Origin of the sequence: Leucobacter iarius, from assembly GCF_039530105.1 — a bacterium.
GTDB lineage: Bacteria > Actinomycetota > Actinomycetes > Actinomycetales > Microbacteriaceae > Leucobacter > Leucobacter iarius.
The window spans coordinates 1,261,930-1,275,410 of sequence record NZ_BAAAOB010000001.1 but is presented as its reverse complement, the minus strand read 5'-3'; the positions used below and the strand labels follow the sequence as shown (position 1 = coordinate 1,275,410).

Below are 13,481 nucleotides of genomic sequence, written 5' to 3'. Positions count from 1 at the left end.
TTGAGTACCGCTTCCCTCCGAAGGTTTCGGAGGTCACGAGTACGGGGTGTGTACCTATGTTACAAGCTCGCGCCGTGAAGATCGACCCGAGCGTTCTGGCGGTGGGGCTCAGCACCCCACCGCCAGGTGGGCGTTACTCGCCCTTAGCCTTCTGAACGATTTCTTCGGCCACGGCCTTCGGCACCTCGGAGTAGGAGTCGAAGGTCATCGAGAACACCGCGCGACCGCTGGTCTTCGACCGCAGATCGCCGATGTACCCGAACATCTCGGAGAGCGGAACGAGCGCGCGGATGACCTTGACGCCCGATGCATCCTCCATGGACTGGATCTGACCGCGACGCGAGTTCAGGTCGCCGATCACGTCGCCCATGTACTCCTCGGGAGTACGCACCTCGACCGCCATGAGCGGCTCGAGCAGCACGGGCTGCGCCATACGAGCGGCCTCCTTGAAGGCCATCGAACCGGCGATCTTGAACGCCATCTCCGAGGAGTCGACGTCGTGGTACGCGCCGTCGAGCAGCGTCGCCTTGACACCCACGACGGGGAAGCCGGCGAGGATGCCGTACTGCATCGCGTCCTGGATACCGGCGTCGACCGACGGGATGTACTCGCGAGGCACGCGACCACCGGTCACCTTGTCCTCGAACTCGTACAGCTTGTCGCCCGCGTCCTCGCCGACGAGCGGAGCCAGAGCGATCTGCACCTTCGCGAACTGACCGGAACCACCGGTCTGCTTCTTGTGGGTGTAGTCGTACTTCTCGACCGTGCGACGGATGGTCTCGCGGTAGGCCACCTGGGGCTTGCCCACGTTGGCCTCGACCTTGAACTCGCGCTTCATGCGGTCCACGAGGATGTCGAGGTGGAGCTCGCCCATGCCCGCGATGACGGTCTGGCCGGTCTCGGCGTTCAGGCTCACGCGGAAGGTCGGATCCTCCTCGGCGAGCTTCTGGATCGCGGTCGACAGCTTCTCCTGGTCGCCCTTGGTCTTCGGCTCGATGGCCACCTCGATCACGGGCTCCGGGAAGGTCATCGACTCGAGCACGACCTGGTTGCTGGGATCGGAGAGGGTGTCACCGGTGGTGGTGTCCTTCAGACCGATCACTGCGTAGATGTTGCCGGCGGTCAGGTTGTCGACCGGCATCTCCTTGTTGGCGTGCATCTGGAAGATCTTGCCGATGCGCTCCTTCTTGCCCTTGGTCGAGTTGATGACCTGGGCACCCGAGTCGAGCTGACCCGAGTAGACGCGCACGTAGGTGAGGCGACCGAAGAAGGGGTGCACGGCGACCTTGAATGCGAGCGCCGAGAACGGCTGATCCGCTGCGGGCAGACGCTCGATGACGACCGACTCGTCGCGCGGGTCGTGCGCCTCGATGGCGCCCACGTCGAGCGGGTTCGGCAGGAAGTCGACGACCGCGTCGAGCATCGGCTGGATGCCGCGGTTCTTGAACGCCGAGCCGCAGTACACGGGGTAGATCTCGTTGTTCACGACGAGCTTGCGGATGCCGGTCTTGAGCTCCTCGACCGAGATCTCCTCGCCGCCGAAGAACTTCTCGAGCAGCGCGTCGTCGGTCTCGGCGACGGTCTCGACGAGCTTCGCGCGGTACTCCTCGGCCTTGGCCTGGAGGTCGGCGGGGATCTCCTGGGTCTCGTAGGCAGCGCCCAGGGTCACGTCGCCCTTGGCGTCGCCCTCCCAGACGAAGGCCTTCATCGAGAGCAGGTCGACGACGCCGATGAAGTCGCTCTCAGCGCCGATGGGCAGCTGCATCACGAGCGGCTTGGCGCCGAGACGGCTGACGATGGTGTCGACCGTGAAGTAGAAGTCGGCACCCATCTTGTCCATCTTGTTGACGAAGCAGATGCGGGGGACGCCGTACTTGTCGGCCTGACGCCACACGGTCTCGGACTGGGGCTCGACGCCCTCCTTGCCGTCGAAGACGGCGACGGCGCCGTCGAGGACGCGGAGCGAACGCTCCACCTCGACGGTGAAGTCCACGTGACCCGGGGTGTCGATGATGTTGATCTGGTTCTTGTTCCAGAAGCAGGTCACGGCGGCCGACGTGATCGTGATGCCGCGCTCCTTCTCCTGCTCCATCCAGTCAGTCGTCGAAGCGCCGTCGTGGGTCTCGCCCAGCTTGTGGTTGACACCCGTGTAGAACAGGATGCGCTCGGTGGTGGTGGTCTTGCCGGCATCGATGTGCGCCATGATGCCGATGTTGCGGACCTTGCTCAGGTCCGTGAGCACGTCTTGTGCCACAGGTGTCTCCTCCGGGTGGGGGTGGTGGTCTTCGGGAAGTTTCCGGATCGCGGGCTCAGGCCCGCGGGGCCGGGACGGGTCGCGATCGGCGACCCGTCCCGAGCCGGATGGCTGCTACCAGCGGTAGTGAGCGAACGCGCGGTTCGACTCGGCCATCTTGTGCGTGTCCTCACGGCGCTTGACCGCGGCACCGAGGCCGTTCGAAGCGTCGAGGATCTCGTTGGTGAGGCGCTCGGTCATGGTGTTCTCACGACGAGCCTTGGCGTAGCTGGTCAGCCAGCGCAGCGCGAGCGTGTTCGCGCGGTGCGGCTTGACCTCGACGGGCACCTGGTAGGTGGAACCGCCGACGCGGCGCGAACGGACCTCAAGGGTGGGGCGCACGTTGTCGAGCGCCTTCTTGAGAACCGTCACCGCGTCCTGGCCGGACTTCTCGGCGACCTTTTCGAGAGCACCGTAAACGATGCGCTCGGCGAGGCCCTTCTTGCCGTCCAGGAGGATCTTGTTGACGAGCTGGCTCACCACGGGCGAGCCGTACACCGGATCGGCGACGACGGGGCGCTTCGGAGCAGGTCCCTTACGAGGCATTACTTCACCTTCTTTGCACCGTAGCGGCTACGAGCCTGCTGGCGATCCTTGACCGCCTGCGTGTCGAGCGCGCCGCGCACGATCTTGTAGCGGACACCGGGGAGGTCCTTGACACGACCGCCGCGCACGAGCACCATCGAGTGCTCCTGCAGGTTGTGGCCCTCACCGGGGATGTAGGCCGTGACCTCGGTTCCGTTGGAGAGCTTCACACGAGCGACCTTACGCATCGCCGAGTTCGGCTTCTTCGGGGTGGTGGTGTACACACGGGTGCACACACCGCGCTGCTGAGGGTTCGCCTTCAGAGCGGGCGCCTTGGTCTTCGAGACCTTCGGCGTCCGGCCCTTGCGAACCAGCTGCTGAATAGTAGGCACTGATTCTCCTATTTGCTCCTGCACGGTGACAGGAATGCTTACATGAACAAGCATGCGCGGCCGCTCTCGCGACCGCTGACCTGCTGCCGCTCGCGCGACGGGTGCAGGTATGCCGTGGGGGTTCCGCCGGGGCGGATGACCCAAGATGCCCTCCCCCGACACCCGCCGAGACCAGGCACGGCAAACGTCGGTGGAACACACCAAGAGTCAACTATACGCGCCGAGGAGCGCGAAACGCAAGGGATCGCGCGGGCGTCCAGCCGCCTACTGGGGCGGCTCGAGGTGCCGGCTCAGCTCGGCCAGCAGCGCCTGCACCTGCGGCTCGACGAAACGCTGGACCGCAGCCTCGATGCGGGGACGGTGGGCCACCAGCGCGAAGCACAGTCCCTGCCCGGTATCGACCGCGCACCGGTCGGCGAGTTCGATCTCGCGGCGGAGCCGTTGCTTCTCCTCCGAGCTCAGCGGCGGCCGCGGAAGCGGCTGCTCGGGACGACTCTGCTCCGCGAGCTCCGTCATGGTGAACAGGAAGGGCTGCTCGGCGTCCTCGGGCTCGGGATCCGGGTCGACGCCCTCGTACTCCGGTTCGAGCCCGGCGACGGGGTCGAAGCCGCCGGACTTCCAGAGCTCGTCTCCGTCGAGCTCCGCCCGCAGAGCGGGGAGCTCCTCGGAGGTGAACTCGTCGACGGTGCGGTCGATGATGCGCTGCATGCGCATGTTCAACGCGTGCGCGACCTGGTGGGGGACGTCCGCGGTGAGACCCGCCGACGCCAGGATCGGGGACCCCATGCAGCGACGGCAGATGCGGGATCGGGCGCGCTGGCTTCCCGGCTGCCAGCTCGGCAGCCACCGCAGCCAGGCATCGACCGCGGCCGATACCCGTTCTTCGAGGCTCTCTCCGATCGCCATGCTCACTCCGCCCCGCCGTCGTCGTGCCGCTCCCAGGGCCACTTCGGCGTCGCACGATCAGTGTAGACGCGGCGCGCCAGCACCGCCCAGAACAGCAGGGAGACGAGTACCCAGATCACGGCGAGCACCCCGGCGAACGGGCTGGCGAGCGTGTCTGCGAGCGGCATTCCGACGATCAGCCCGACCAGGGACCAGACGAGGTACGACAGACCGCCGGCGATCAGGATCAGGTCCCAGGAAGGGGTCTTGCGTCCGCGCAGCAGCACGATCGCCGCACGCCAGAGCAGCCACCCGAGCAGCGCGAGCGCCAGGAGCACGAGCAGCGGAGCCGACGGCATCGGCACGCCGGAGCCGCTCACCGGCTCGCGATTCAGCGCCAGCGCGAGGCCTCCCCAGGCAGCGACCAACAGGGCGACGGCGGTGATCAGCGTCGCGGCGAGGAGGCCGCCCACGTAGCCGCGGGTGACGCCGCGCCTGACGCCGTCGCTCACGGCTTCGCGGTCCGCGATTCCTCGAGCGCGGTTTCGTACTCGTCGATCGCAGCGCGGTTGCGCGCGGTCACCCGGCGGCCGCGGCTGCCGATCCACGCGCCGAACCAGACCGTGGCCTCACGGGCGACGAGCGCCGCTGCGAGAGCGGGAACCGAGAAGCCGAGCGAACGGACGAGCTCGACCGGGTTCCAGCCCGGATCGCCGACGGGCTGCTGCCACAGCGGGCCCTGCACGGTGAGGTTCGAGTCGAGCACGAGGCGCAGCCCGACGACCGTCGCCGCCCAGACCAGCAGCGCCACGAAGAATCCGCCCAGCACGTAGGCCCACCAGCCGGCGCGACCCACCACCAGCACCACGATCACGAGGCCGACGAAGAACGCCGCGGTCGCCGCGATGAACGCCCACGACGTCAGCAGTGGCACCAGGCCCTCGGAGAAGTAGGTCGAGGGCGGGAAGCTGGGAGCGATCCAGAGCGCGAGCACACCGGCGTAGACGAGCGCGAACCCGACGGTGGCGACGAGCGCGATCAGCACGCCGGCGCCGCGGTTGCCGCGGATCTCGGGAGGCATCGGGGTCTGCACGTAGAGCGCGGCCATCGGGTGGTCCGCGCTGATGCGGATCTCGCCGTCCCGCTCGGGACCGAGGTCGCTCAGGTCGGATGCCTCGGTCTTCGAAGCCGCTGCCGAGGGCAGCTCATCGACGGCCGGAGCGATGACGGGGCGGGGCTCGGGGCGCTCAAGATCGAGCTGGGTGTCGACGAGCGAGGCTTCGCGACGGTGCTCGAGCTCGGCCTCGGCAGCATCGGCGTCGGCCACGGGTGCTGCGGAGGACTCCCCCGCCTCCGCGTCCGTTCCGGTCCCGGCCTCGACCGGGGCCGCGTCGGAAGCGGCGGGCGCTCCGCCCTCGGTCGCTCGCGCGATCGCGGCATCGACCTCGGCGGGGTTGGTCTCGGTCTCTTCGACGGGCGAACCGGCAGGCAGGGTCTCGCGCTCTTCGCTCATCGCTGCACCTCTCAATCGCGGCCCGCCGAGCGGGCGGGATCCGAACATGATCGTGGCAAATGTACAAGACCGCACCGACATCGCCGCGCTCCCGCGCGGCGGTGCGGAAAAACGGAACGGGCGCCCACCCGAAGGTGGACGCCCGTTCCGATGGGACTCAGCGCTTAGCTGTAGTTGCCCGGGTTGAACTCGTCAGCGGTGAAGCTGTCGAAGTCCACGAACGACAGGTCGTTCTCGTCGAAGGTCGTGTCGGTGGCGAACAGACGGTTCGGGTAGCGCTCCGCCTTCGCCTCCTCCGTCGCCTCGACGTCGACGTCGCGGTAGTTCTTCAGGCCGGTGCCGGCCGGGATGAGCTTACCGATGATGACGTTCTCCTTGAGACCGATCAGCGGGTCCCTGAGGCCCTCGATCGCCGCCTGCGTGAGCACGCGGGTCGTCTCCTGGAACGACGCGGCCGACAGCCACGACTCGGTCGCGAGCGAGGCCTTGGTGATACCCATGACCTCGGGACGCGCGGTCGCGGCGCGCTTGCCCTCGAGCAGCGCCTCGCGGTTGATCCGCTGGTAGCGCGCGCGGTCGACGAGCTCGCCCGGGAGCAGCTCGGTCTCGCCGTGGTCGACGACGGTGACCTTGCGCAGCATCTGGCGGACGATGACCTCGATGTGCTTGTCGTGGATCGGCACGCCCTGCGAGCGGTACACGCCCTGGACGCCCTCGACGAGGTACTTCTGCACCGCGCGCTCGCCCGGGATGTGCTTGTCGCGCTCGGTGGAGCCGACCTGCAGGATGTCCTTCGGGTCCAGCGTTCCGGCGAGGAACGGCTGGCCGAGCTCGACGTGGTCGCCGTCCTCGACGAGGAGGGTGGAGCGCTTCAGGACCGGGTAGGCCTTCTCTTCGCTGCCGTCGTCCGGAACGAGCAGGATGCTACGTCCCTTCGGGGTGTCCTCGATGGAGATGCGGCCGGCGGCCTCGGCGATCGGCGACGCGCCCTTCGGGGTACGGGCCTCGAACAGCTCCTGCACGCGGGGCAGACCCTGCGTGATGTCGTCGGCCGAGGCCGAACCACCGGTGTGGAAGGTACGCATGGTGAGCTGCGTGCCCGGCTCGCCGATCGACTGCGCCGCGATGATGCCCACGGCCTCGCCGATGTCGACGCGCTGACCGGTGGCCAGCGAACGGCCGTAGCAGGTCGCGCAGACGCCGACGGCGGACTCGCAGGTGAGCACCGACCGGACCTTGATCTCGGTCACGCCCGCCTCGACCAGCTGGTCGATGAGCACGTCGCCCACGTCGGATCCGGCGATGGCGACCACGGTGCCGTTCGCGTCCACCGCGTCAGCGGCCAGGGTGCGAGCGTAGACCGAGTTCTCCACGTCCTCGTCGCGGACCAGCACGCCGTTGGCGTCGGCCTCGGCGATGGGCAGGTCCAGGCCGCGGCGGGTGCCGCAGTCGTCCTCGCGGATGATGACGTCCTGCGAGACGTCGACCAGACGACGGGTCAGGTAGCCCGAGTCGGCGGTACGGAGCGCCGTATCGGCCAGACCCTTACGCGCACCGTGGGTCGCGATGAAGTACTCCGCCACCGACAGGCCCTCGCGGTACGAGTTGATGATCGGGCGGGGGATGATCTCGCCCTTCGGGTCGCTCACCAGGCCGCGCATACCCGCGATGTTGCGGATCTGCAGCCAGTTACCACGGGCACCCGACGACACCATGCGGAAGATGGTGTTGTCGGCCGGGAACGCGTCGCGCATGGCGGCGGCGACCTCGTCGGTCGCCTCCGTCCAGATCTCGACGAGCTCGGCGTGACGCTCGGCGTCGGTGATCAGACCGCGCTCGAACTTCTTCTGCACGGCGGCCGCGGCCTTCTCGTGCACCGCGAGGATCTCGGCCTTGTTCGACGGGGTCACGATGTCGGACAGCGCGACGGTCACACCGGAACGGGTCGCCCAGTAGAAACCGGCGTCCTTGATCCGGTCGAGGGTCGCGGCGACCTCCACCTTGGGGAACCGCTCGGCGAGGTCGTTGACCAGGCCGGAGAGGCTGCCCTTGTCGGCCACCCGCTCGAAGTACGGGTAGGTGGTCGGCAGCGCCTCGTTGAAGATCGCACGACCCAGGGTCGTCTCGACCAGCAGCGGGCCCTCGGTGACGTTGCCGTCGGCATCGGCGTAGCCGGTGAGGCGGAGCTTCACCTTGGCGCCGAGGTCGAGGGTGCCCTCGTCCATCGCGAGGATGGCCTCGGAGATCGAGCCGAACGCGCGGCCCTCGCCGGGCACGCCCTCCTTGACCGTGGTCAGGTGGTGCAGACCGATGATCATGTCCTGCGAGGGCAGGGTCACCGGACGTCCGTCCGACGGCTTCAGGATGTTGTTCGACGCGAGCATCAGCACGCGGGCCTCGGCCTGGGCCTCGACCGACAGCGGCAGGTGGACGGCCATCTGGTCGCCGTCGAAGTCCGCGTTGAAGGCGGTGCAGACGAGCGGGTGCAGCTGGATCGCCTTGCCCTCGACGAGCTGCGGCTCGAACGCCTGGATGCCGAGGCGGTGCAGGGTCGGTGCACGGTTGAGCAGCACGGGGCGCTCGCGGATGATCTCCTCGAGCACGTCCCAGACCTCGCTGCGGGCGCGCTCCACCATGCGCTTCGCGGCCTTGATGTTCTGCGCGTGCGACAGATCAATCAGGCGCTTGATGACGAACGGCTTGAACAGCTCGAGCGCCATCTGCTTGGGCAGACCGCACTGGTGCAGCTTGAGCTGCGGGCCGACCACGATGACCGAACGGCCCGAGTAGTCGACGCGCTTGCCGAGCAGGTTCTGACGGAAGCGGCCCTGCTTGCCCTTGAGCATGTCGGACAGCGACTTCAGCGCACGGTTTCCGGTGCCCGTGACGGGGCGGCCGCGGCGACCGTTGTCGAACAGCGCGTCGACGGCCTCCTGCAGCATGCGCTTCTCGTTGTTGACGATGATCTCGGGCGCGCCGAGATCGAGCAGGCGACGCAGACGGTTGTTGCGGTTGATCACGCGGCGGTACAGATCGTTGAGATCCGAGGTCGCGAAGCGGCCGCCGTCGAGCTGCACCATCGGGCGCAGCTCCGGCGGGATCACCGGAACGACGTCGAGCACCATCGCGGCCGGGCTCGCGCCCGTCGAGAGGAAGGAGCTGACGACCTTCAGGCGCTTGATCGCGCGGATCTTCTTCTGGCCCTTGCCCTCGGCGATCTGCAGGTGCAGCGCCTCGCTCTCGGCGGCGAGGTCGAAGGACTCGAGACGCTTCTTGATCGCCTCGGCGCCCATGTAGGCCTCGAAGTAATCGCCGTAGCGGTCCATGAGCTCCGCGAAGGTCGCGTCCTCGGGCTTGAGGTCGCCGACCTTGAGGTTGCGGAAGTCCTCCCACACGCGCTGCAGACGAGCGATGTCGTCGTCGAAGCTCTTGCGGAGGGCCGCCATCTCCTTCTCGGCCGACTGCTCGGCGCGACGGCGCTGCTCGGCCTTGGCACCCTCGGCCTCGAGCGCGGCGAGGTCGGCCTCGGCCTGCTGCTGGCGCTGGGCGATCTGGATGTCGCGCTGGTCCTCGAGCGTCTTGAGCTCCAGACGGAGCTCGTTCTCGAGCTCGCCCATGTCCTCGTGACGACCCTCGACGTCGACATCGATGATCATGTAGGCGGCGAAGTAGATGACCTTCTCGAGGTCCTTCGGCGCCATGTCGAGCAGGTAGCCGAGACGCGACGGCACGCCCTTGAAGTACCAGATGTGGGTCACGGGAGCGGCGAGCTCGATGTGGCCCATGCGCTCACGGCGCACGCTGGACTTCGTCACTTCGACGCCGCAGCGCTCGCAGACGATGCCCTTGTAACGGACGCGCTTGTACTTGCCGCACGCGCACTCCCAGTCGCGGCTGGGCCCGAAGATCTGCTCACCGAACAGACCGTCCTTCTCGGGCTTCAGCGTGCGGTAGTTGATGGTCTCCGGCTTCTTGACCTCGCCGAACGACCAGCCGCGGATATCGTCGGCGGTCGCCAGACGGATCTGCAGCTCGTTGAAACTCGTACCCTCGAGCAAAATGTTCTCCTTGAGAATCTGAAAAACGTATCTTGTGGGATCGGCCGGCGCCCCGCCGGAAGGCGGGGCCGCCGATCAGCTCAGATCTCGTCGATCGACGACGACTCGAAGCGGGTGGACAGGTTGATGCCGAGCTCCTCGGCGGTGCGGTGCGCCTCGTCGTCGTTGTCGCGCAGGTTGACGGCGTTGCCGTCGGCACCCAGGACCTCGACGTTCAGGCAGAGCGACTGCATCTCCTTCATGAGCACGCGGAACGACTCGGGGACGCCCGGCTCGGGGATGTTCTCGCCGCGGACGATGGCCTCGTAGACCTTCACGCGACCGAGGATGTCGTCGGACTTCACCGTGAGCAGCTCCTGCAGCGCGTACGCGGCGCCGTAGGCCTCGAGCGCCCACACCTCCATCTCACCGAAGCGCTGGCCGCCGAACTGGGCCTTACCGCCGAGCGGCTGCTGGGTGATCATCGAGTAGGGGCCCGTCGAGCGCGCGTGGATCTTGTCGTCCACCAGGTGGTGCAGCTTCAGGATGTACATGTAGCCGACCGAGATCGGGTACGGGAAGGGCTCGCCCGAGCGGCCGTCGAACAGGCGGGTCTTGCCGCTCGAGCCGATGAGACGCTCGCCGTCGCGGGTGAGCAGGGTCGAGTCGAGCAGACCCGAGATCTCCTCCTCGGTCGCGCCGTCGAACACCGGGGTCGCGACCTTGGTGCCGGGGGCGGCCTCGAGCGCTGCCTCGGCGAGCTTCGCAGCCCACTCCGGCGAGCCGTCGACCTTCCAGCCCTGCTTGGCGATCCAACCGAGGTGGACCTCGAGCACCTGGCCGAAGTTCATTCGACCGGGGATGCCCAGCGGGTTCAGGATCACGTCGACGGGCGTGCCGTCGGCGAGGAACGGCATGTCCTCGACGGGCAGGATCTTCGAGATGACGCCCTTGTTGCCGTGACGGCCCGCGAGCTTGTCGCCCTCGGTGATCTTGCGCTTCTGGGCGATGTAGACCACGACGCGCTGGTTGACGCCCGAGCCGAGCTCGTCGTCGTTGTCGTTCTCCGCGTCGAAGACCTTGACCGCGGTGACCGTGCCCGAGACGCCGTGCGGCACCTTGAGCGAGGTGTCGCGGACCTCGCGGCTCTTCTCGTTGAAGATCGCGCGGAGCAGGCGCTCCTCGGCCGACAGCTCGGTCTCGCCCTTCGGCGTGACCTTGCCGACGAGGATGTCGCCGGGGCGGACCTCGGCGCCGATGCGGATGATGCCGCGCTCGTCCAGGTCCTTCAGCGCCTCCATGCTGGCGTTGGGGAGGTCACGGGTGATCTCCTCCTTGCCGAGCTTGGTGTCGCGGGCGTCGACGTCGTACTCCTCGATGTGGATCGACGAGAGGGTGTCGTCCTTCACCAGGTTCTGGCTCAGGATGATCGCGTCCTCGTAGTTGTGACCCTCCCACGACATGAACGCGACGAGCAGGTTCTTGCCGAGCGCGAGCTCGCCGTTCTCGGTCGCGGGGCCGTCGGCGATGACCTCGCCGGCCTCGATCCGCTCGCCCGCCTTGACGATCACGCGGTGGTTGTAGTTCGTGCCCTGGTTCGAGCGGTCGAACTTGCGGAGGTAGTAGCTCTTCGTGCCGCCCTCGTCGAGCTGGATCGTGACGACGTCGGCCGAGACTTCGTCGACCACGCCGGCCTTCTCGTTGATGACGACGTCGCCGGCGTCGATGGCCGCGTAGCCCTCCATGCCGGTGCCGACCAGCGGCGACTCGCTACGGACCAGCGGCACCGCCTGGCGCTGCATGTTGGCGCCCATGAGCGCGCGGTTCGCATCGTCGTGCTCGAGGAACGGGATGAGCGAGGTACCGACCGACACCATCTGGCGCGGCGAGACGTCCATGTAGTCGACGAGCTCGGCGTCGACCATCTGCACCTCGGTGCCGCGGGGGCGGGCGAGGACCTGGGTCTCGGCGAACTTGCCCTCGGCGGTCAGCGGAGCGCCGGCCTGCGCGATGAGGAACTCGTCCTCCTCGTGCGCGGTGAGGTAGTCGACCTGGTCGGTGACCTGACCGTTCAGCACGCGGCGGTACGGCGTCTCGATGAAGCCGAAGGCGTTGATGCGTGCGAAGGTCGCGAGCGCGCCGATCAGACCGATGTTCGGGCCTTCAGGGGTCTCGATGGGGCACATGCGGCCGTAGTGCGACGGGTGCACGTCTCGCACCTCGACGCCCGCGCGGTCGCGGGACAGGCCGCCGGGGCCGAGGGCCGAGAGGCGACGCTTGTTGGTCAGGCCCGCGAGCGGGTTGTTCTGATCCATGAACTGCGACAGCTGCGAGGTGCCGAAGAACTCCTTGATCGCCGCGAGCACGGGGCGCGTGTTGATCAGGGTGTTCGGCGTGATCGCCTCGATGTCCTGCGTGGTCATGCGCTCGCGCACCACGCGCTCCATGCGGCTGAGGCCGGTGCGCACCTGGTTCTGGATCAGCTCGCCGACCGCGCGGATGCGACGGTTGCCGAAGTGATCGATGTCGTCGGTGTCGAGGCGCACGTCGATCGCCTGGCCGTCGCGGACGCCCGGCAGGGTCTCGGTGCCCGCGTGCAGGCCGACCAGGTACTTGATGGTCGCGACGATGTCCTCGAGCGACAGCACCGAATCGGTGATGGGCGCATCGATGCCGAGCTTGCGGTTGATCTTGTAGCGGCCGACCTTCGCGAGGTCGTAGCGCTTCGGGTTGAAGTAGCTGTTGTCGAGCAGAGCGCGCGCGGCCTCGATGGCCACCTGCTCGCCCGGACGCTGCTTGCGGTAGATGTCCTTGAGCGCTTCCTCCTGCGTGAGGATGCCGTCCTTCTCGAGGGTGAGCGCGATCGACTCGTAGCCGGCGAACTCCTCGAGGATCTCCTCGCTCGTCATGCCGAGCGCCTTGAGGAACACGGTGACCGACTGCTTGCGCTTGCGGTCGATGCGGACACCGACCTGATCGCGCTTGTCGACCTCGAACTCGAGCCACGCACCGCGGCTGGGGATCACGCGAGCGGTGAAGACGTCCTTATCGGAGGTCTTCTCCTGGGCGCGCTCGAAGTAGACGCCGGGGCTGCGGACGAGCTGCGAGACGATGACGCGCTCGGTGCCGTTGATGATGAAGGTGCCCTTGTCGGTCATGATGGGGAAGTCGCCCATGTAGACCGTCTGGCTCTTCAGCACCTGAGTCTCGGTGTTGTAGAACGCCGCCTCGACGTAGAGGGGCGCGGAGTAGGTCTTGCCCCGCTCCTTGCACTCCTCGATCGAGAACTTCTGCTCGTCGAGGATCGGGTTCTCGAACGACAGCTGCATGGTGCCGGCGTTGTCCTCGATGGGCGAGATCTCGTCGAAGATCTCTTCGAGGCCGCTCTTCAGCGCGATGTCGTCGCGCCCTTCGGACTGTGCCTCGACGACGCGCGTCTTCCACGCGTCGTTGCCGACGAGCCAGTCGAAGCTCTCGAGCTGCAGTGCCAGCAGGTTCGGCATCGACAGCGTGTCGGAAATCTTGGCGAAGGACAGTCGCGAGTGATCGCGACCGTTCTTCGGAGTGGGCGTGGAAGTTGCGTTGCGCGCAGCAGCCAAGGAAACTACCTCCGTGGGCCCCGTCGGGCCGGTTGACCAGGTCTCAGTGTGAGTCGCTTCGGAACACGCGGTGAGGCGCTCGAACTGGAGCTGACGGCCAACCGCTATATGAAGGCAGACTAGTGTCCGAAGTGCAACTATCGACTCTAACCGATATGCACGCGCCTGTCCAGCACTGTTTTTGTGCGCCTCATCGGGAGCAAATCGGCCGCCTCGGATGTCGGTCGGATCGCATAC

Annotated in this window: 8 protein-coding genes; all 8 read right to left on the bottom strand. The window is 67.3% G+C overall.

The window, feature by feature from the left end; all coding sequences use genetic code 11:
- Window positions 1-133: 133 nt before the first annotated feature.
- Entirely contained in the window at window positions 134-2,254 is a 2,121-nt protein-coding gene (gene fusA / locus ABD169_RS05550; protein ID WP_344030345.1) for an elongation factor G, read from the bottom strand.
- 114 nt (window positions 2,255-2,368) lie between these two features.
- Window positions 2,369-2,839 carry a 30S ribosomal protein S7 gene (gene rpsG / locus ABD169_RS05545; protein WP_046456181.1) on the bottom strand — a complete coding sequence of 157 codons (471 nt, stop codon included), beginning with the start codon at window positions 2,837-2,839 and terminating at the stop codon, window positions 2,369-2,371.
- Window positions 2,839-3,210, bottom strand: a complete 372-nt coding sequence (gene rpsL / locus ABD169_RS05540; RefSeq protein WP_046456180.1) for a 30S ribosomal protein S12 — start codon at window positions 3,208-3,210, stop codon at window positions 2,839-2,841. The genes rpsG and rpsL overlap by 1 nt, the downstream gene beginning before the upstream one ends.
- Before the next feature lie 264 nt (window positions 3,211-3,474).
- On the bottom strand, window positions 3,475-4,116 hold the full coding sequence (locus tag ABD169_RS05535) for a spermidine/putrescine ABC transporter substrate-binding protein (protein WP_344030340.1): 642 nt from the start codon (window positions 4,114-4,116) through the stop codon (window positions 3,475-3,477).
- Window positions 4,117-4,118: 2 nt separating this feature from the next.
- Window positions 4,119-4,607, bottom strand: coding sequence for a hypothetical protein (locus ABD169_RS05530; protein WP_344030337.1), 489 nt, complete (start codon window positions 4,605-4,607; stop codon window positions 4,119-4,121).
- Window positions 4,604-5,608 (bottom strand): hypothetical protein, encoded by a 1,005-nt coding sequence (locus ABD169_RS05525; protein WP_344030334.1) that lies wholly within the window; start codon window positions 5,606-5,608, stop codon window positions 4,604-4,606. The genes ABD169_RS05530 and ABD169_RS05525 overlap by 4 nt, the downstream gene beginning before the upstream one ends.
- A 164-nt stretch (window positions 5,609-5,772) precedes the next feature.
- Window positions 5,773-9,666: a DNA-directed RNA polymerase subunit beta' gene (locus ABD169_RS05520; RefSeq protein ID WP_344030331.1), complete on the bottom strand. Its 3,894-nt coding sequence runs from the start codon at window positions 9,664-9,666 to the stop codon at window positions 5,773-5,775.
- 80 nt (window positions 9,667-9,746) lie between these two features.
- Window positions 9,747-13,244, bottom strand: coding sequence for a DNA-directed RNA polymerase subunit beta (gene rpoB / locus ABD169_RS05515; protein ID WP_046456175.1), 3,498 nt, complete (start codon window positions 13,242-13,244; stop codon window positions 9,747-9,749).
- Window positions 13,245-13,481 lie beyond the last annotated feature (237 nt).

Excerpts from the sequence above, each read along its gene's own strand:
- rpsG (WP_046456181.1), bottom strand. The coding sequence starts at position 2,839 with ATGCCTCGTAAGGGACCTGCTCCGAAGCGCCCCGTCGTCGCCGATCCG.
- ABD169_RS05525 (WP_344030334.1), bottom strand. The coding sequence starts at position 5,608 with ATGAGCGAAGAGCGCGAGACCCTGCCTGCCGGTTCGCCCGTCGAAGAG.
- ABD169_RS05535 (WP_344030340.1), bottom strand. The coding sequence starts at position 4,116 with ATGGCGATCGGAGAGAGCCTCGAAGAACGGGTATCGGCCGCGGTCGAT.